Consider the following 18,856-nt stretch of genomic DNA (forward strand, 5'->3'; position numbering starts at 1 on the left):
TGGTTACCCTATGTTTGAGGTTCTAAGTAACTTTTTTAGATCTTTAAGTAATTTTTTTCCAACAAATCCGGTGCCAAAATACATCATCATATTACCCAGTGGATCTACAATATAGATGCCCTCACCCTTTTCAAAGGTTTCCAAAGAAAGGCTTTGAAGCTGAACAAGCGCAGGATAATCTAGTTGCAGCTGTTCATTAAAGTCACCTTGTGAGCTAACTAATATACGTGTAATTCTATGCGCTTCCTTACCTACCGCAGTGTGTATTTGTCGTAATAAATGAGTGGCTTCTTGGCAAGATTGATCACACTCTTTTTGGGTTAGATAAACTACCAGCCACCTTTTGTCTAAATCTGCCTGTGACCAAGGCATAGAGTCTTGATCCACTAACTGGGCTTGTATTAGATCATTAGGTGGCAGTAATAACTCACCCGAGTTAGTTCTTCCTTCTGGCACACCCCATAAATTAAAATACATCAGCATAGCGAACATAAGAGGCACAACAGTTACTCCAAACACTGCGTACAAAGTCCAGCGATTATTTGTCTTAGTGGTCATAGGTCTACCTTTTAGTGTCGATGGGAGAGTAAAATACTCGATAAATATATAATAAACACAGGGTCAGCGCGAGGCCAAACCATTGCCATGCATACGCCATATGTTTTTCTGAAGCCATTGCGCTAGCTTTCCAGTGCGGCGTAAGTGTTGCGTCACCTGGTGTATCAAGTATCAATACCCAAGGCAAAAGAGTTCCCTCAATTGAAGCTGCTAAATGCTCAGTTAATACTGCAGGGCTAATTTCCTGAACTAACTGAGGGTATTGGTCAGAATAAGTGTCCTCACCTAACTGATATGGATTCACTTGAACAGGCACTAAGCGCCCTGTCAACGACACCTTGCCATTAACCCAATCAATCTCAGGTAATGGGTCTCTTTGCCCATTTGACGCAAACCAACCACGATTAACTAGCAACAGGTTATCGCCAGCACCTATGAGCCCTATGGCGTCATAACCCACTTTACCAGAGACTACTTGATTATCTTTAAACCAAACAAAGGGCTTGATAAAGCTACTATTCAATGTCACTCTTTGGAGGCTTTGTAGTTCTGCTAATATTAGCCCCTGATCATCAGGTACCATTATAGGCTGTTCTAGAGCTGTTAAACTTTGCTGCAGTAGTATTTTTTGGTCTGCCCTATCTAACTGCCACAACCCTAAATTTATGGTAAGGGGCAAAAAAAATAGTGTGAAAACCGTGATGGCCCAATAATGTTGCAGTCGTTTTATCATTTATATAGCGAACCTAATTAACATATCAATAAACGTATCTATAGAGACTCTTTTTATGCTCAAAATCGTCATTATCATCGTGTTATTGCTGGCCCTAACAAGCTTAGCCAGTGGTTTCTTTTTCTTAATGAAGGATGGTACAAAATCTACCCGTTTACTTACTTCACTAAAATACCGCGTTAGCTTAATTGTACTTCTAATTGTACTAGTAACCTACGGGTTTTGGACCGGTCAACTTGTGACTTCTTCGCCTTGGGCAGCTATCCATTAACCTTAAAAATGTGTACTAGGCATAAAAAAGGCAGCCATTAAGCTGCCTTTTTTGTTTATCAAATACAGCTTATAGGATATAAACAAATAAGAACAAACCTACCCAAACCATATCAACAAAATGCCAATACCAAGCTGCTGCTTCAAAGCCGAAGTGCTGCTCAGGAGTAAAGTGACCTTTACAAATACGAATCCACATTATAAACAAGATAAACGCACCAATCGTTACGTGAAGGCCATGAAAGCCTGTCAACATAAAGAAGGTTGAACCGTATATACCTGAATCTAAAGTAAGCCCTAGCTCTGTATAAGCTTCAATGTATTCCAATATTTGGTAATAAACAAAGATAGCACCTAGGATGACTGTTGCGGCTAACCAAAAGATAGTACGTCCGCGATGCATTGCTCTAAGCGCGTGGTGAGCAATGGTCAAGGTCACACTTGAAGTCATCAACAACACTGTATTTAACAGCGGAATGTGCCAAGGATCAATAACCGCCTGAGGACCAGGGTAATCTGCGCCTGCTGGGTTATTAAACATAGGCCAAGAGTAGTCAAAATCAGGCCATAACATATGAGTTGAGCCCTTATCACCTTGGCCATCTAACCATGGTCCTGCCCATTGGCGCACATATAAAAGTACACCAAAGAATGCCACGAAAAACATAACTTCTGAAAAAATAAACCAGCTCATACCCCAACGAAAAGATTTATCCATCTGAGGGCTATACATACCGGCTCTACTTTCAGTGATTACTTTACCGAACCATTGAAAGAAAATAAAAGCCAGTACCAAAGTACCTGCTGTGAACACTAGATGAGGGAAACCAAACCCTTGCCCACCTGAGCTCATTTGGTTCATCATACCGCCAGCACCAGCCGCCATTCCAATCAGGCCTAAACTTGCCACAATGGGAAAATAGCTACTTTCTGGTACGTAATAATTGGACGTTGCCATGTATCGCTCCTTCGTCGAAGACTTATTATCAAGCCGTGTTTGCGGCCGAAATTATATTTATATGCCTTTGCTATTTAGCAAAAGCACCTGCATCAAATAATGTGTAAGACATCGTCACTTTTTTAACGTGAGACGGAATATCAGGGCTTAGAGAAAAAATCAGCGGCATTTCACGCCCTTCTCCAGCCTTTAACGTTTGCTGATCAAAGCAAAAACATTCAGTTTTTTGCACATGCTCAGCAGCCTCCGATGGCGATACACTTGGTACCGCCTGTCCTACCATATCGTTTTCTGTGGGATTTAAAGCCCAAAACTTTACTTGGGTCCACGCTCCTGGGTGCATTTCCACTTCTTCTTGCAAAGCTTCAAACTCCCAGGGCATACCCGCGTTATTAGTCGTTATAAACTGCACAGTAATTGTGCGGCTTGTATCAACCCACTGCTCAACCCTTTCTACTGGTCCTGCAGTCTTACCGTTAATACCAGTAATTTCGCAAAATATATCGTACAAAGGCACTAGAGCAAAACCAAACCCAAACATAGCCACCGCAGCTATCACTAGCTTTAACGCAGTGTTATTGGGCTTATGGCCGGACTGGTTATCCGGCTGTGTTGAGTTAGAGTTCATATAGATCTATTTAACCTATTTAACGTGTGGTGGCTCAGCAAATGTATGGTATGGCGCTGGAGATGGAATAGTCCATTCTAAGCCTTCGGCTCCTTCCCAAACTTGGTCCGTGGCTTTTTCGCCACCACGAATCGTCTTAATCAATAAGAACAAGAAGATAAGCTGAGAGAAACCAAATATAAAGGCACCAACGGTCGCTATCGCATTGAAGTCTGCAAATTGCAGTGCATAGTCAGGTATACGACGAGGCATTCCTGCCAATCCAATAAAGTGCATTGGGAAGAAGGTTATGTTTACACCAATGAAAGACATCCAAAAGTGAAACTTGCCTAAGTTCTCGTTGTAATAATGACCAGTCCATTTAGGCAACCAGTAGTAAACACCAGCGATAATACCAAACAAAGCACCAGGCACTAGCACATAGTGGAAGTGAGCCACTACAAAGTAGGTGTCATGATACTGGAAGTCTGCAGGTGCAATAGCAAGCATCAAGCCTGAGAAGCCGCCAATAGTAAACAAGACTACAAAAGCTAAGGCAAATAACATTGGCGTTTCAAAGGTCATTGAACCCCTGAACATAGTAGACACCCAGTTAAATACTTTCACGCCTGTAGGGATCGCAATCAACATCGTAGCGTACATGAAGAAGAGCTCAGTTTGCAGTGGCAAGCCTACTGTAAACATATGGTGAGCCCATACGATGAACGACAAGAACGCAATTGAAGAAGTAGCATATACCATCGAGGCATAACCAAATAATGGCTTGCGAGCAAAGGTAGGAATGATCTGAGAAACAATACCAAATGCTGGCAAAATCATTATGTATACTTCTGGATGACCAAAGAACCAAAATACGTGTTGGAACAATACTGGATCACCACCACCAGCAGCATCAAAGAATGCTGTACCGTAGTGAATATCCATCAACATCATGGTCACAACACCTGCCAAAACAGGCATTACCGCTACTAACAAGTAAGCTGTAATAAACCAAGTCCAAACAAATAGTGGCATCTTCATCAAAGTCATACCTGGAGCCCGAAGGTTTAAGATAGTAACAATGATATTGATCGCACCCATGATGGAAGAAATACCCATCATATGCACACCAAATATAAAGTAAGTCACACTACTTGGCGCATAGGTAGTAGATAATGGAGCGTAGAAAGTCCAGCCAAAGTTTGGCGCACCCGCTTCAGTAAATAGCGTAAACAAAAGCATACCAAATGCAAACGGCAGGATCCAAAAGCTCCAGTTGTTCATACGAGGCAAAGCCATGTCTGGCGCGCCAATCATCAGTGGAACCATCCAGTTGGCTAAGCCAACAAAGGCTGGCATGATCGCACCAAACACCATAATCAGACCATGCATGGTGGTCATTTGGTTGTAGAATTCTGGCCTTATTAGCTGCATACCCGGCTGAAATAATTCAGCACGAACAATAAGAGCCATTACACCGCCAGTAAGCAGCATAGCAAAAGAAAACCAAAGGTACATTGTACCGATGTCTTTGTGGTTAGTTGTTAATACCCAGCGCATGATGCCTTTAGCAGGCCCATGATGCCCGTGGTCATCGTGATTAGCAGTCGCAGTTGTCATTATTCAGCCTCCTATTTCTTCGCGTCAATTATCATTTTTGGAGTCACCGTTTCGCCTGTATCGTTACCCCAAGCATTTCGCTCGAAAGTAATTACAGCAGCGATGTCAACGTCACTAAGTTGTGCACTAAATGATTGCATAGCCGAACCTGGCTTGCCATTAAGTACAATATCGATGTGACCAGCCATGTCATTAAGAGCCATAGAGCTGCCAGCTAGTGCTGGGAATACAGAACCAAGGCCTTGGCCTTCATTACCGTGGCAAGCTGCACAGCTACGTGCATAGACGTCTGCACCTTTAACCATAAGCTCGTCATAAGAAAACTCGCCTAAAGCAGCTTGTGCTTCAGCAATTTTTCCTGCACGTTGCTCTTCTAGCCAAACTTGATACTCATCAGATGTCACCGCTTCTAACACGATAGGCATAAAGCCGTGGTTAACACCACAAAGCTCGGTACACTTACCACGGTAAATGCCCTCTTGGCCTTCAGGGATAATAGTCCAAGATTCGTTGATGTACCCTGGAATAGCATCTTTCTTAACAGCAATTTCTGGAACCCACCAAGAGTGGATAACGTCATTAGAAGTAATTAAAAAACGTACCTTTTGTCCAGTAGGAACAACAACGTTGTAATCGACTTCTTCAAGGTAGTTTTCACCTTTTTCCGTACGATTATAAATTTCGTCTTCAGTGGTGGTTAGGTTACTAAAGAAACCTACGTCTTCACCAAGGTAATCATATTGCCACTTCCACTGATGACCTGTGATCTTAATATCCACATCAGAGTTTTTAGTGTCATACATTTCTATGAGCACTGAAGTTGCTGGCACAGCCATAGCAATAAGTATGACCGTAGGCACTGCCGTCCATAGAATCTCTAAGCCTAAGCTTTCATGGAACTTAGATGCAACAGCTCCTTTAGATTTACGGTGCTTGAAAATGGAATAAAACATTACTCCAAAAACTACCACACCTATCCAGACGCAAATCCAAAAAATAAGCATATGCAGTTCGAATATAGATTGACTGACTTCTGTGATGCCTTGAGGCATATTAAGCCCCCAATCTGCCATAGCAGCGGGTGCCAATACCAAACCCAAGACTACAGAACTTAGGCGTTGCCAAGTTCTAAAATACATACTTACCCTCCGGGTGATCTTTTCGATCGTGGATTTTGTTTAAGCCTAAATTAGTTACTAAATTTGAGGCGGGCTAATTATCCTCAATTACAAGGGTGTTGCGCAAGTCTTATTTCACTTTTTACACTAGCTGTTTGACTATAGTATTAGCGTAAAAGAGCCTAATCACAGTCATTATTACAATATAAGAGAGTTCTACTATATAGGCCAATCCCATATCCGAACTAATCTAATCCATCTATATTAGAGTGCTTTTCAAATTTTTGGTTAAAAAGCATACCAATTCACACTACAAGCAAACTTAAACTATAAGTATTTTAACTTTTGATAAGACTTCTACAGGCGTTAACACATTGCTTAACTAAGCCTGGGCCTTGGTAAATTAAGCCGCTATAAACCTGTAACAATTTAGCTCCTGCATTCAACTTTTCCAACGCATCAGCACCACTATTGATACCCCCCACACCGATAATAGGCACCTCTTCACCTAAAATGGCGTACAGATCCGCAATAGTTTTAGTTGCATGATCCTTCAATGGCGCACCACTCAAGCCCCCTGCTTCATCAGCATTATTTAATGAACTTACGCCGTCTCTACTAAGAGTAGTGTTAGTTGCTATTACACCATCCATTTGATGCTCTAAGACATAGTGAGCAACACCTTGGAGTTGTTCATCGTCCATATCAGGTGCAATTTTAACGGCCAATGGAACATAACGACCATGGATTTTTTCAAGCTCGGCTTGCTCTTGCTTAAGAGCGCCCAACAATTGACTTAAAGAATCACCATATTGTAAGTCTCGCAAACCCGGCGTATTAGGGGAGGAAATATTTACTGTAATGTAGCTAGCATAGGCATAAACCTTTCTCATGCAGATAAGGTAGTCTGATGCTGCGTCTGCAACTGGAGTATCAAAATTTTTGCCAATATTAATACCTAATACGCCACTGTATTTGGCTTTTTTAATATTTTCTATAAGGTTATCAACACCTTCATTGTTAAAACCCATGCGGTTAATAATAGCTTGGGCTTCTGGAAGTCTAAACATACGCGGCTTTGGGTTACCAGGCTGAGGCCTTGGCGTTGTCGTTCCCACTTCTATAAATCCAAAACCTAACGCCGCAAGACCATCAACAGCACTGGCGTTTTTATCCAATCCAGCAGCAAGCCCTACAGGGTTCGGGAAGTCTATGCCCATTACAGTAACAGGCACATTAGCAATACTTGGAGCTAAGGCCGGCAGTAGCCCCAATCTCGCACCGGCTGCAAGGCCATCAAGGGTTAAGTCATGAGCAGTTTCTGGCGAAAGTTGGAACAACAGGCTACGGGCAATAGAATACAAAGATACACCTCAGTAATTTGGTAAAAAAGCATTAAAACTCAAGTAAGGAGTATACCGCATGCGCTTGATGGATACATTTGGTAAGGACTAATTTACACAGATTTTCATGACATGTGCGTCCTCATACGCTAATGCCTAAATCATTACAAAAGTTACTGACTATGGATCACTAAGGAGCGTAATTCATTTAGCGTCTTCAAACGCTTACCCTGTTCAAAACATGCGTTAGCTTGGGGGTAAACCCTACCTAGCAGTTTAAGCCACTGCTTCACCCTTGCGTCTTGAAACTTAACGGCCACTTGAGCATCAACAAGATCAATAAAATAAAGCACAGTAGGCACCAAAGCCGGCCAGCTCCACTCTTGCACTGGTTGCCCAGCACGCTGATGGCGAATTTGTAATGCTAGATCTGGCTTCCATACCAGCCCACGGCCTACCATCACATCCTCACTACCACTAGCTTTTCTACATGCAGCGTAATCTTGGGGCGTCCATACTTCGCCATTGGCAATCACAGGAATCTCTACTACCTGTCTGATTTTTTTAATCCACTGCCAATGAGCTGGAGGACGGTAGCCCTCTACTTTGGTTCTAGCATGAACGGTGAGCTCGTTGGCACCAGCACCTTGTATGCGCTGCGCATTTTCTAAGGCTAAGTCTTTGGTGGCAAACCCAAGCCGCATTTTAGCACTTAACCAAGCATCGTCTCCTATGGCATGCCTTACGGTGGCTATAATATGCGCCACCCGCTTAGGCTCTTGTAGCAACACCGCGCCACCTTGGCTACGATTTACTGTTTTTGCAGGGCAACCAAAATTTAAATCAATCCCTGGAGAACCCAGCTCCAATGCTCTTACTGCATTAGCAGCCAGCGCTTCTGGGTCACTACCTAACAATTGGATACGTACAGGTATACCTGCTGGAGTTTTACAGCCATTGGCTAACTCTGGACACAAGCGATGAAATACTTTTGGAGGCAATAATTGAGTGGTCACCCGAATGAACTCTGTGACACACAAGTCAATGCCACCTATTTGGGTAAGGCAGTCACGCAATATATTGTCGGCCAAACCTTCCATTGGTGCCAAAATGATACGGCTCACAAGTTAAACTCTACTTCACACAGACGCTGCGCTCGGATAACATAGCTATATAAAGCTTTTATAGCGGCCTTTTTAATCACTTTCGGGTAAATCATGTTCACGGGTATCGTCCAAGGCCAAGGCCAAATTAATTCTATTACCACTGGCAATAACCAGCGCAGCTTTGTTATCACTCTGCCAAAAGCTATAAGCCACAAGGTAGATATAGGCGCAAGCATTGCCATCAATGGCACCTGCCTTACGGTCACGGCACAAAGTGATAACCATTTTAGTTTTGATGTTATAGGCCAAACCCTGAAACTCACCAACCTAGGCCTGCTAAAACAGGGAGCTTGGGTAAATGTAGAACGTTCATTAAAATATGGTGATGAAATAGGCGGCCATATTATTTCCGGACATGTATCCATAGCTTTAGCTATCAGCCGAATAGACACACAAGATGGCAATACAAACATTTGGTTTGACTTACCTGATGCACACAAAAAACACGTTTTACCCCAAGGCTTTATTGGCCTTAACGGATGCAGCCTGACTGTAGGCTGTGTCAGGGAATCTGAGTTTTGTGTTTGCCTCATTCCTGAAACATTAAGAGTCACAGGATTTGGCAAAGCAAACCCTGGGGACTTGGTGAACATGGAAATAGATCATCAAACCCAGACTATTGTAGCCACAGTGGAGCGATTTTTAGCAGCAAAAGGCTAATCCCAGCCTTGGGTATGCTGCTTAATGAGCTTTGTAAACAGCTCAATGTGTTCTTCACTATCGTTTAAGCACGGAATATAACGGTAGGTTTCTCCACCACTTTCCATGAAATACTCCCTATTTTCTACACTAATTTCTTCAATTGTCTCTAAGCAATCTGCACTGAACGCCGGGGCAATAATATGAACATTTTTAATGCCCTTGCCGGGTAATTCTTTTAGCGTTATATCTGTATAAGGCTGTAACCATTCGGCAGGACCAAAACGACTTTGAAAACTCGTCATCACTTCTTCGTCTGTTAAATTTAAACGCTCTTTTACTAGGCGCGTAGTGGCACGGCAGAAACAATGGTAAGGATCACCTTTATCCAGATAAGCCTTAGGTATGCCATGATAGCTAAACAACGTTAAGTCTGGCTTACCATGTTTCTCACGAAAGGCCACAATACTATTTGCTAAGGCTTTAACGTATAGCTCATCATGATAATAATCATTAATAAAACGCACTTCGGGAATCCAGCGCCATTTATTTAGCACTTGAGTGACTTTATCAAAGGTACTTGCGGTAGTCGCTGCGCAATACTGTGGGTACATGGGGAAAATCAAGATCTTACGCACACCTTGATCACGCATTTTGATAAGCTGACTTTCTATACTTGGGTTGCCGTAACGCATAGCCAAACCAACCACAAGGTTAGGCAATGCTTTGGCAAGAGCAGCCTGTTGTTTTTTAGCGATGTCATACAATGGGCTGCCACTGTCTGTCCATACTGTTGCATAGGCCTTGGCACTTTTTGCCGGACGTACATTAAGGATAATGACATTTAATATAATTTGCCAAATAATTTTTGGCGTTTCAATCACCCTAGGGTCACTTAGAAACTCCTTAAGATACGTGCGCAATGCTTTTTTAGTGGGCGCATCTGGTGTACCTAAATTAGTGATTAACACTCCTACTTTAGTGTCCATGCCATGCTGATAATCTTTTTCACCGACAAACTTCATTGTGACTCTCCTGCTTATTTCAAATGCCATCAATATTATAAAAGCCGTGCCTTATTCAAGGCAAAACAAACAATGTGTTTATAAACAACACAGACATTTAAAAGCTTATGTTATGGATTAGCTTGCTGCTAATGCTTTACTGACCACCTCATACACATCACTACTAAGCTTGGCTTGGCTCAATCTATGTAATTGTGCCTGCATAAGCTCTTGTCTATGTATTGTATGAGGCTTAAAGCGCCCTAAAGGTTTTGCTAGATTAGCTGCAATCATCGGATTAATTGGATCTAGTCGCAAAATCATATCTGCAACAAATTCATAGCCGCTACCATCTGCACAGTGGAAATTAATTGCACTACGGATAAAACTACCCACTAAGCTACGCACTTTATTAGGATTACGAATATCAAATGCATCATGCTCTAGCAAGGCTTTTACATGAGTCAAACGACCAGGCAAATTAGCCCCTGCTTGCATAGCAAACCATTGACAAACCACCTGACTGTCATGCTGCCAGCGTTGATAAAAGTCAGCTAGTAGTGGCGCAGATATATCACTATTTTTGTGACCAGTTAAAATCTGTAGGGCAGCACCAACATCAGTCATATTCGCTTGCAGGTCATACTGAACTTGCGCTATAGCCTGATAGTTAAAATCATCTAAGCTGTTAAGATAAGACAAACATGTGTTTTTTAGCGCTCGTTTCCCGATGGCATTACCAGTTTGGCTGAATGGCCCTGTATCGTGATTTCTTTGGTAACAATCTAATAGCTGACTCTCCAAAGCTTGCGCTATAGCAACACGCATGGCTTCCCTACCGGCATGAATCAAGTCTACATCTACTGTGGACTGATTTTCTGCTAAATACGCCTCACTAGGTAGCTGCACCAACTTGGCAACCATAGCAGGATCTAGGGTTTCATCCACCAAACTACTGCGCAGCATGGTGACAAGCTCAAGCTCTAGCTGATAACCAACAGGCTTCAACATGGCCTGCGCCACCGCATCAATCAACAAGCGCTGGCAAGCCTCCCATCGACAAAAGCCATCTGTATCTTTACTAGCCAAAAACAATAGCTGAGCTTGGGTATAGCCATAGTCTAATTTTACAGGGGCACAAAAGCCGCGTAATAACGATGGCACTGGCTCATGGGTGACTCCTTCAAATACAAAGGTTTCACTAGCTTTAGTAATGTTGAGCACAACATCCTTATTTGGCAAAAGCCCCACGTTTTTTAACGTTAAAGGCATTTGTACCCCATTAACATCTAACAAAGCCATTCTTAGCGGAAGATGAAAAGGCTGCTTTAGTTGACACTCTGGTGTCGCTGGCGTGGATTGTTCCACAGTGAGACGATATTCATGACATGCCGCATCATAGACATCAGTGACTGTTAAGGTAGGTGTGCCGGCTTGACTATACCAGCGCGTAAACTGATTCAAATCGACACCACTGGCGTCACTCATGGCGGCAATAAAGTCATCTGTAGTGACTGCTTGCCCATCATGGCGATCAAAATACAAATCACTACCCTTGCGAAACAGTTCATCACCAAGCAAAGTGTGGATCATACCCACAACTTCTGCACCTTTCTCATACACTGTCACTGAATAAAAATTATTAATTTCTATATAAGAAGCTGGACGAATGGGGTGAGCCATCGGCCCCGCATCTTCGGCAAATTGATGGGTGCGCAACACCGTAACGTCGTCAATACGTTTTACAGCAGCAGAATAAGTGTCTGCAGTGTATTGAGAATCACGATACACCGTGAACCCTTCTTTTAAACTTAGCTGAAACCAGTCACGACAGGTCACACGGTTACCAGACCAGTTATGAAAGTATTCATGGGCGACGATACCCTCAATACGTTCAAACATCGCATCGCTACTAGTAGCTGGATCAGCTAACACACAGTCAGAATTGAAAATATTGAGGCCTTTGTTCTCCATGGCCCCCATGTTGAAGTCGTCCACAGCTACGATCATAAACAAGTCTAAATCATATTCACGTCCATACACCTTTTCATCCCACAGCATAGAGCGCTTAAGGGATGCCAACGCGTGGTCACACTTATGGCTATTGTGTGCTTCTACAAATATTTGTAAATCTACTTTTCTGCCAGACATCGTAGTGAATACATCATCTTGGCGCACTAAATCACCTGCCACCATCGCAAACAAATAAGCAGGCTTAGGAAATGGGTCGTGCCACACAGCAAAATGTTCACCATTATCTAGCTCACCTTGCTCCACTGGATTACCATTAGCCAATAAAATGGGGTAACGCTCTTTATCAGCACTAATGCGAGTGGTAAAAATAGACAAAGCATCTGGGCGGTCTAAATAGTAGGTGATATTGCGAAAGCCTTGCGCCTCACATTGGGTACAGTACATGCCACCAGACTTATAAAGACCCTCTAAAGTAGTGTTAAGTTGCGGCTGGATCAAGCATTGCGTGGTTAGCTCAAAAGTTTCTGGGCACTGGTAAATAGATAAGGCTGCATCTTCTAAATCATAATCCGAGTCATCTAGGATAAGGCCATTCATCATCACTTCTTGAAGCTTGATGCCACTGCCACCTTGTAATACTAATTCGGATGTATCTGCATCACTTGCAGGATTACGGCTTACTTTAAGCCGCGCCACTACAGAGGTATATTCATCACCAATACGAATATCAAGATCAGTGGTTTCAATAATAAATACAGGAACCTGATAATCCTTCAAATAAATTACTTGAGTGTTTTTAGTCATGAGCTCAATTGCACCAAATAGGATGTATATTTGCGGATGTTTATCACCGCCGTGTCAAAAATAAGGTATTGTCCTTTTATTCCCATCAACTTACCTTCTAATACAGGCTCTTTGTCTAGGTTATGGGACTTAATTTTACTGGGGTATTCTAATACTGGGTAGCGCATACTAATAGCTGGGGTATCTAACCACTGGTAATCTTGGTGGCTTAATTCGCTTAACAATACATCCAAATCTGCTTCTGATTCGTTTAACAATGCATCAGCTGCTTGTGTCATATCAATATGCTGCGCATCACTTTGAAGAAGTTTGCGCCAATTTGTTTTATCGGCCACATATTGTTTAAGTATAGTTTCCACTTGGCCTGACAGCTTGCGCGTAGCAACCTGCATAATGGGCATGGCTTGCGATGCACCTTGATCAAGCCAACGTGTAGGCATCTGATTAACACGAGTAATGCCTACTTTTAGGCCTGATGAATTTGCCAAATAAACGATGTGGGGCTGCATACAAAACGCTTGACCCCAAGCCTCATCTCGACAGGTGCCTGCATCGAAATGGCAGCGCTCTGGGCTCATGATACATAAATCACACTGTGGTAATTTTTGCATGCATACAAAACAGTGACCTTGGCTGTAACTTTTTTTAGTTTTACGACCGCAGTGACTGCAATTAATCTGCCCCAAATGCTCTAACCGAATGGTTTGGCCTATTAAAGGGTTCAGGTGCAGCTTTTGGTCGCCTAACACAAGCGTATATTGCACTTGAGCATTGGGTACGCTGTCAATGTGTGTAGTCAGTTTTTGCAGGTGCCCAAAGAGCGTATGTGATGTTTGCATAATTAGTGTATTTTGATGACTTTTTCTTCTGTGGCCCTAGGCACAGAACTAGACTTAGACGCGCACTGATCAGGCATATAACCTGAGTGTTGTTCACTGTCTAATTTCATAGACTGATAGCTCAAAACAGCTTCCATACACGCACTTTTTTGGGCCTCACTTAGCACCCTACCATCTGGCCATTTGCCAACTTCAATGGCAGTTTTTAAACGCAGATAAATATCTGGTGTGAGTTGAGATATAAGTTGCTTATATTCCATCAGCCAAACCTCTTAGATAAAATTTGACGCAAATAATATCATAATCCACCTTATTCACCGACTCTTTTTATTGCTTACTAGAGCGAATGCGCAGCAAGTAAGTGTGTAGAAAACCCCATACAACCCCCGCTATCAGCCCCCCAATATGAGCCATATTTGCAATGTTGCCAAACCCTAGATACAAGAACAGGCCACTTAAACCTAACAATAACCACAGCAACATAAATATCAAAATACTCTGGGGCAAATGATACCGTGGCACATTATATCTATCCATCACCCATATATACCCTAGCAAACCGTATATCACCCCAGACATGCCACCAAACAAGCTTGTTTCTTGCCATGCTTGGGCCACATTAGCAGCCAAACTGGTTACTACCAACAAAGATAACAATACTAATTTGGACTCTCGCTCAATACGCTTACCCAAATCTAGCCACCATAACCCGTTAAACACCAGATGGAGCCATCCAAAATGCAGCAACATTGGGCTAATTAAACGAAAGGGTTGCTGCCACAAATGGTCAAAGCCAGGCACAAGGTAGGCTTGTACATTCACAACGATAGGAAAAAAACTAAACCAAGAAACGACTTGTAAATCACGACCTAATTGAGTGATTAATACCACCAAAAGCATGAGGCAAAATACTAAGTATGTTAGGGGTGTGAGCTTGAAAAATGCCCTAGCAAAAACTTTAGAGCGCATGGCAGTGAACACTGTTGACAAAGCACCCATGCCTAAAGAAGGTTGCGGCTCAACAGCGCCTTGCACAACCTGCTGGATTAAAGCTTGGGCTTGAGCATATTGTGTATCGTCTTGCAGCCAAAGTTGCTGCTGAGCGTCTAAAAAGCGCACCCGATGTGGCACTTTATGATGCCATAATGTTTTGGTGATAAGGGTAAGATCAGTGGAATTTGGAAAGGTGTGTAACAGTATCATTGGCCATCATCACTGGCACGCGCATGCCAACCTAGCTTGCTGCGACAACGCTCATAAAAATGATGCCCTAGCGGCTGCAGAACCTTAAGCCTAGCCTCATGGCGCTGTATGTGGACCCTGTCTCCTGGCTCACAAACAATGTGCACTTGCCCATCGCAACTTATTGTAGGCTGGTTACTATTATCTTCACCTATGAGTATCTCAAGCTGCGCATCTGCAGCCACTACTAGTGGCCTACTGCTTAAATTATGAGGGTTCATCGGCACCAAAGAAATAGCATCTAACCCAGGGTGCATTATTGGCCCCCCTGCTGAAAGTGCATAGGCTGTAGACCCCGTGGGGGTGGCTACAATCAGGCCATCAGCTCGATCAAAATAAACAGCTTTACCGTCTATTGATAAGTCATAAGCCAACATTCTAGCAGACTGACCTGGATGTAATACAACGTCATTTAAACCACTACCACGCCCAATTTCGTAACCATTACGCAGCACGTGGGCAGAAAGCATAAAGCGATGACTGGTTTCAAAATAACCATTAAGCACTGCTTCAAGCGAGGTTTCCACCTGATCTGGTGCGATGTCTGTTAAAAAGCCAAGTTTTCCACGGTTTATACCAATCACAGCCACACCATAGGTCGCCATAATACGAGCCGCTGAGAGCATGCTGCCATCTCCGCCCACCACAATGACCAAGTCGCAATGGTTACCCAAAAAGTGACGATCACCCGTTCCATAAGTAGCAGGAAGAAGCTTAGCAGCATCCAAAGAGCCTGCAATACGATCATCTACCCATACTTGCCGATGACAACTATTGAGGCACTTGATAACACGATGTAAGGTTTCGATTACTGCGGGGCTATTCAGCCTTCCAATAAGACCGACGTGTTTAAACTGTGTCAAAAAATCCCCTTTGGGCTTAGGCCTTTTCGGCTGATATAAATGGATAATTAAGGTAGCCAGATTAATTGGGAAATTAAGCTAAGGTTTCTTGAAAGAATCCCATTAATTCATCTTCGTGATTAAAGCGCTCTGCAAGCACTTCACCTAAACGTGACAAACGTCCACTAAAGTGACCTATATCTTGAATTGAAAGCTTTTCAACAGTGCCGTATTCATCATCAAAGATCACTATTTTGTCTGTTGTGTCGTGAATCTTACCTAAAAGCACATTGGTATTGTCAGTGTATTGAGTATTATATTGTGCTATGCGCACAAGTAACTGCTCATACACATTAAAGTGACCACGAGAACTATAATCCACCATAGCCTCACAAAAATAGTGCAATTGCCCTACTACGTCATCAGCCACACTCATTTGCGGCAAGGCTACAAATTGGGTGAGTAGCGCCTGTCTTTCGATTAGCCATGCATCAATAGTATCGTCAAATGCCTGATCTAAGCGTTGATCTTGTTCTTGTGTCATACAATGATCTCCGTAAGCATTAGTATCTATACAAAAGGGTACCTTGTTAGCCTTGCTTGAACAAGAGCCACTTCTGTAGTTTTAAGATTTAGAGGAAACCTAAAAGGCTGGCGTCTATATCTGCATCAAAATAAGCCATACCTAATTTATTCAAATACTCTAGACGATCAGCATTTATTAGATCGATAGTAGGGACTTCAAAGCCATTGTCTAAGTATATACCTGCTAAAAACGCCATAAATTGCTCGCCCTCTTCAACTAACAATAAGCTTGCTGCACCAACATCAGGCTTCACTTGGCTATTTAAGGTCTCTGGAAAATTCACACTGATGACAACAGGTAGTTCTGTGCCTTCAATTCTTACACTGCGATTTCTAACTGATTGCTGCGCCCAGTAATAAGCCAGCTGCTTACTTTGTGTTAAAAAAACAGGCTCAACAGATTGTGTGTAATGATTACCAATGGTTGCCATGGTTTTTTTGGCAGCTGCTTTTAGGGCTTGATCACCAGAACGTTTCAAACCATGCTCTTTGATAGAGCTGGTTAGCGCCGATGAAGTGCCGTGATACCATATGTTGCAGGTATCAAAGCCTTGCTTGGTTAATAAATCTTTAGCATCGTGAAGAAAATTAGGTGTAGTCATATTCAAAAATCACTTTATCAATGTGCAGTAAAAAGCTGCTTAGATTTTAACTTATAAAGCTTCTAGCGAGTAACCAAAGGCGTTAGAAATTTCCCATAAAAAAAGCGACACCTTTAACATAGGAGCCGCTTTTGTATGCCAAATGGATAACTTTCTAGCCCTCCTAAGCAAGCACTAGAAAACAACTTTAGCCAAACTGATTGGAGGTGTTGTTGGCGCCGCCAGCTTTAAGAGCGTTTTCACCAGCAAAATATTCTTTGTGGTCATCACCCATGTCTGAGCCAGACATGTTTTGATGCTTAACACATGCGATACCTTGACGAATTTCTTCACGCTGAACGTTCTTTACATAACCAAGCATCGCTTGCTCACCGAAGTATTCTTTAGCTAGATTGTCTACAGACAAGGCAGTGGTGTGGTAAGTCGGTAGCGTGATCAAGTGGTGGAATACATTCGCTTCACGTGCAGTATCAGCTTGGAAAGTACGAATACGTTCGTCAGCTACAGCACAAAGCTCAGTTTCATCATACTGGGCACTCATTAGGTTAGCACGCTCGTATGCAGAAACATCCTTACCTGCTTTAACCATTGCATCATAAGCCTGTTGACGAAAGTTTAACGTCCAGTTGAACGATGGAGAGTTGTTGTAAACTAACTTAGCATCTGGATGGACTTTACGAACGTCATCCATCATACCTTTAATTTCGTGCACTGTTGGTACAGCAGTCTCGATCCAAAGAAGGTCCGCACCAGCATTAATGGCACCAATACAGTCAAATACACAGCGTTCATGGCCAGTACCCTGACGGAACTGGTATAAACCAGAAGGTAGTCGCTTAGGACGAACTAGCTTGCCACCACGGTTAAAGACAACATCTCCTTCACCCATGTCAGCTACGTCGATCTCTTCAACGTCTAGGTAAGAGTTGTAAATATCACCAGAATCACCTGGTTCATTTACTACAGCGATTTCTTTAGTAAGGCCAGCACCTTCAGAGTCCGTACGAGCAACGATAACACCGTTATCAACACCTAGCTCTAGGAATGCATAACGCAAAGCACGTATCTTAGCGTGGAAGTCTGCGTGGGGAACAGTGACTTTACCGTCTTGGTGACCACATTGCTTTTCATCAGCCACTTGGTTTTCGATTTGTAGTGCACAGGCACCCGCTTCAATCATCTGCTTAGCCATTAGGTAGGTCGCTTCAGCGTTACCAAAACCAGCATCTATATCAGCAACGATTGGCACAACGTGTGTGACATGGTTATCAATCTGATCTTGGATTTTAGCTTCTTCAGCAGAATTACCTGCTTCACGCGCAGCATCAAGGGCGCGAAATAGGCCGCCTAGTTCACGAGCGTCAGCTTGGCGTAGAAAAGTGTAAAGCTCTTGAACTAAGTTGGCTACAGAAGTTTTTTCATGCATAGACTGGTCAGGAAGAGGACCAAAGTCAGAACGCAAAGCAGCAACCATCCAACCAGAAAGGTACAAGTAACGACGGTCAGTTTTACCATCAAAGTGTTTTTTGATAGAAATCATTTTTTGCTGACCTACAAAACCGTGCCAACAGCCCAATGACTGAGTGTACTTAGTTTTGTCATTATCAAATACAGCCATGTCAGCGCGCATAATATCAGCGGTATACCTGGCAATATCTAGGCCCGTTTTAAATTTGTTTTGGGCGCGCATACGTGCAGCAGATTCTGGGTTGATGGCATCCCAAGCACTGCCTTGGGCAGACTTAAGGCTAGCAACTACTTGAATATCGTCTTGGTATTGAGACATGACATTTCCTTAGTTATGGTTATTATATTTTAAATTGCTTACCCAGTGGGTTAACAACTTAGCAATGCCAACAGTTTAAAGTGGTCTTAAGAGTTAAAATAGACGTCAATTGTTATGCCTACTATTCACCAAAGTAATACAAATCTAAATACATATATCTAAAACT

The 18,856-nt window shown here is 42.8% G+C and carries 19 protein-coding genes; 2 read left to right on the forward strand and 17 right to left on the reverse strand.

Translation table 11 applies throughout. The features are described from left to right. Nucleotides 1-3 precede the first annotated feature (3 nt). Both ABXT42_RS06840 and ABXT42_RS06845 read right to left on the reverse strand, forming a co-directional pair. A complete protein-coding gene (locus ABXT42_RS06840; RefSeq protein WP_443627408.1) occupies nucleotides 4-558 on the reverse strand; it encodes an SCO family protein in 555 nt (184 codons plus the stop codon). Nucleotides 559-562: 4 nt separating this feature from the next. Continuing rightward, nucleotides 563-1,291 (reverse strand): SURF1 family protein, encoded by a 729-nt coding sequence (locus ABXT42_RS06845; protein ID WP_443627409.1) that lies wholly within the window; start codon nucleotides 1,289-1,291, stop codon nucleotides 563-565. Between the two features lie 55 nt (nucleotides 1,292-1,346). On the opposite strand from ABXT42_RS06845, the gene ABXT42_RS06850 reads away from it, so the two are divergent. After that, complete coding sequence (locus ABXT42_RS06850; protein WP_443627410.1) at nucleotides 1,347-1,562, forward strand: DUF2909 domain-containing protein; 216 nt, start codon at nucleotides 1,347-1,349, stop codon at nucleotides 1,560-1,562. A 69-nt stretch (nucleotides 1,563-1,631) separates the two neighbouring features. Here the strand turns inward: ABXT42_RS06850 and ABXT42_RS06855 are convergent, their stop codons facing one another. The 6 genes from ABXT42_RS06855 to ABXT42_RS06880 all read right to left on the reverse strand — a co-directional run bounded on the left by ABXT42_RS06855 (nucleotide 1,632) and on the right by ABXT42_RS06880 (nucleotide 8,331). Beyond that, nucleotides 1,632-2,519 (reverse strand): cytochrome c oxidase subunit 3, encoded by an 888-nt coding sequence (locus tag ABXT42_RS06855; RefSeq protein ID WP_443627411.1) that lies wholly within the window; start codon nucleotides 2,517-2,519, stop codon nucleotides 1,632-1,634. Between the two features lie 70 nt (nucleotides 2,520-2,589). Further along, on the reverse strand, nucleotides 2,590-3,147 hold the full coding sequence (locus tag ABXT42_RS06860) for a cytochrome c oxidase assembly protein (RefSeq protein WP_443627412.1): 558 nt from the start codon (nucleotides 3,145-3,147) through the stop codon (nucleotides 2,590-2,592). A gap of 15 nt (nucleotides 3,148-3,162) precedes the next feature. After that, nucleotides 3,163-4,746: a cytochrome c oxidase subunit I gene (ctaD, locus tag ABXT42_RS06865; protein ID WP_443627413.1), complete on the reverse strand. Its 1,584-nt coding sequence runs from the start codon at nucleotides 4,744-4,746 to the stop codon at nucleotides 3,163-3,165. A gap of 11 nt (nucleotides 4,747-4,757) precedes the next feature. Next, entirely contained in the window at nucleotides 4,758-5,885 is a 1,128-nt protein-coding gene (gene coxB / locus ABXT42_RS06870; RefSeq protein ID WP_443627414.1) for a cytochrome c oxidase subunit II, read from the reverse strand. Between the two features lie 317 nt (nucleotides 5,886-6,202). Further along, a complete protein-coding gene (locus ABXT42_RS06875; RefSeq protein WP_443627415.1) occupies nucleotides 6,203-7,228 on the reverse strand; it encodes a quinone-dependent dihydroorotate dehydrogenase in 1,026 nt (341 codons plus the stop codon). Nucleotides 7,229-7,380: 152 nt separating this feature from the next. Continuing rightward, nucleotides 7,381-8,331: a tRNA dihydrouridine synthase gene (locus ABXT42_RS06880; protein ID WP_443627416.1), complete on the reverse strand. Its 951-nt coding sequence runs from the start codon at nucleotides 8,329-8,331 to the stop codon at nucleotides 7,381-7,383. 93 nt (nucleotides 8,332-8,424) lie between these two features. Here ABXT42_RS06880 and ABXT42_RS06885 point away from each other — a divergent pair, with 93 nt between their 5' ends. Continuing rightward, on the forward strand, nucleotides 8,425-9,033 hold the full coding sequence (locus ABXT42_RS06885; protein WP_443627417.1) for a riboflavin synthase subunit alpha: 609 nt from the start codon (nucleotides 8,425-8,427) through the stop codon (nucleotides 9,031-9,033). On the opposite strand, the gene hemH is transcribed toward ABXT42_RS06885, so the two are convergent. From hemH to ABXT42_RS06930, 9 genes are all read right to left on the reverse strand, one after another. Further along, complete coding sequence (hemH, locus tag ABXT42_RS06890; protein ID WP_443627418.1) at nucleotides 9,030-10,037, reverse strand: ferrochelatase; 1,008 nt, start codon at nucleotides 10,035-10,037, stop codon at nucleotides 9,030-9,032. The two genes, ABXT42_RS06885 and hemH, sit on opposite strands and share 4 nt — an antisense overlap. Nucleotides 10,038-10,154: 117 nt before the next feature. Then, on the reverse strand, nucleotides 10,155-12,794 hold the full coding sequence (pepN, locus tag ABXT42_RS06895) for an aminopeptidase N (protein WP_443627419.1): 2,640 nt from the start codon (nucleotides 12,792-12,794) through the stop codon (nucleotides 10,155-10,157). Continuing rightward, nucleotides 12,791-13,633 carry a DUF2797 domain-containing protein gene (locus tag ABXT42_RS06900; protein ID WP_443627420.1) on the reverse strand — a complete coding sequence of 281 codons (843 nt, stop codon included), beginning with the start codon at nucleotides 13,631-13,633 and terminating at the stop codon, nucleotides 12,791-12,793. Before ABXT42_RS06900 ends, pepN begins: the two co-directional genes overlap by 4 nt. Nucleotides 13,634-13,635: 2 nt before the next feature. Then, nucleotides 13,636-13,893 carry a YeaC family protein gene (locus ABXT42_RS06905; RefSeq protein WP_443627421.1) on the reverse strand — a complete coding sequence of 86 codons (258 nt, stop codon included), beginning with the start codon at nucleotides 13,891-13,893 and terminating at the stop codon, nucleotides 13,636-13,638. 67 nt (nucleotides 13,894-13,960) lie between these two features. Continuing rightward, nucleotides 13,961-14,836, reverse strand: a complete 876-nt coding sequence (locus ABXT42_RS06910; protein WP_443627422.1) for a rhomboid family intramembrane serine protease — start codon at nucleotides 14,834-14,836, stop codon at nucleotides 13,961-13,963. Further along, nucleotides 14,833-15,738 (reverse strand): NAD(+) kinase, encoded by a 906-nt coding sequence (locus ABXT42_RS06915; RefSeq protein WP_443627423.1) that lies wholly within the window; start codon nucleotides 15,736-15,738, stop codon nucleotides 14,833-14,835. Before ABXT42_RS06915 ends, ABXT42_RS06910 begins: the two co-directional genes overlap by 4 nt. 73 nt (nucleotides 15,739-15,811) lie before the next feature. After that, entirely contained in the window at nucleotides 15,812-16,261 is a 450-nt protein-coding gene (locus tag ABXT42_RS06920) for an Rsd/AlgQ family anti-sigma factor (protein WP_443627424.1), read from the reverse strand. Nucleotides 16,262-16,349: 88 nt separating this feature from the next. Next, nucleotides 16,350-16,904: a hypothetical protein gene (locus tag ABXT42_RS06925; protein WP_443627425.1), complete on the reverse strand. Its 555-nt coding sequence runs from the start codon at nucleotides 16,902-16,904 to the stop codon at nucleotides 16,350-16,352. 187 nt (nucleotides 16,905-17,091) lie between these two features. Further along, nucleotides 17,092-18,690, reverse strand: a complete 1,599-nt coding sequence (locus ABXT42_RS06930) for an isocitrate lyase (RefSeq protein ID WP_443627426.1) — start codon at nucleotides 18,688-18,690, stop codon at nucleotides 17,092-17,094. Nucleotides 18,691-18,856 lie beyond the last annotated feature (166 nt).

It is taken from the genome of Candidatus Njordibacter sp. Uisw_002 (assembly GCF_047730155.1).
Classification (GTDB): domain Bacteria; phylum Pseudomonadota; class Gammaproteobacteria; order Pseudomonadales; family Balneatricaceae; genus Njordibacter.

Excerpts from the sequence above, each read along its gene's own strand:
- coxB (WP_443627414.1), bottom strand. The coding sequence starts at position 5,885 with ATGTATTTTAGAACTTGGCAACGCCTAAGTTCTGTAGTCTTGGGTTTG.
- ABXT42_RS06910 (WP_443627422.1), bottom strand. The coding sequence starts at position 14,836 with ATGATACTGTTACACACCTTTCCAAATTCCACTGATCTTACCCTTATC.
- ABXT42_RS06925 (WP_443627425.1), bottom strand. The coding sequence starts at position 16,904 with ATGACTACACCTAATTTTCTTCACGATGCTAAAGATTTATTAACCAAG.
- pepN (WP_443627419.1), bottom strand. The coding sequence starts at position 12,794 with ATGACTAAAAACACTCAAGTAATTTATTTGAAGGATTATCAGGTTCCT.
- ABXT42_RS06900 (WP_443627420.1), bottom strand. The coding sequence starts at position 13,633 with ATGCAAACATCACATACGCTCTTTGGGCACCTGCAAAAACTGACTACA.
- ABXT42_RS06850 (WP_443627410.1), top strand. The coding sequence starts at position 1,347 with ATGCTCAAAATCGTCATTATCATCGTGTTATTGCTGGCCCTAACAAGC.
- hemH (WP_443627418.1), bottom strand. The coding sequence starts at position 10,037 with ATGAAGTTTGTCGGTGAAAAAGATTATCAGCATGGCATGGACACTAAA.
- ABXT42_RS06885 (WP_443627417.1), top strand. The coding sequence starts at position 8,425 with ATGTTCACGGGTATCGTCCAAGGCCAAGGCCAAATTAATTCTATTACC.
- ABXT42_RS06855 (WP_443627411.1), bottom strand. The coding sequence starts at position 2,519 with ATGGCAACGTCCAATTATTACGTACCAGAAAGTAGCTATTTTCCCATT.
- ABXT42_RS06845 (WP_443627409.1), bottom strand. The coding sequence starts at position 1,291 with ATGATAAAACGACTGCAACATTATTGGGCCATCACGGTTTTCACACTA.
- ABXT42_RS06905 (WP_443627421.1), bottom strand. The coding sequence starts at position 13,893 with ATGGAATATAAGCAACTTATATCTCAACTCACACCAGATATTTATCTG.
- ctaD (WP_443627413.1), bottom strand. The coding sequence starts at position 4,746 with ATGACAACTGCGACTGCTAATCACGATGACCACGGGCATCATGGGCCT.
- ABXT42_RS06860 (WP_443627412.1), bottom strand. The coding sequence starts at position 3,147 with ATGAACTCTAACTCAACACAGCCGGATAACCAGTCCGGCCATAAGCCC.
- ABXT42_RS06920 (WP_443627424.1), bottom strand. The coding sequence starts at position 16,261 with ATGACACAAGAACAAGATCAACGCTTAGATCAGGCATTTGACGATACT.
- ABXT42_RS06930 (WP_443627426.1), bottom strand. The coding sequence starts at position 18,690 with ATGTCTCAATACCAAGACGATATTCAAGTAGTTGCTAGCCTTAAGTCT.
- ABXT42_RS06840 (WP_443627408.1), bottom strand. The coding sequence starts at position 558 with ATGACCACTAAGACAAATAATCGCTGGACTTTGTACGCAGTGTTTGGA.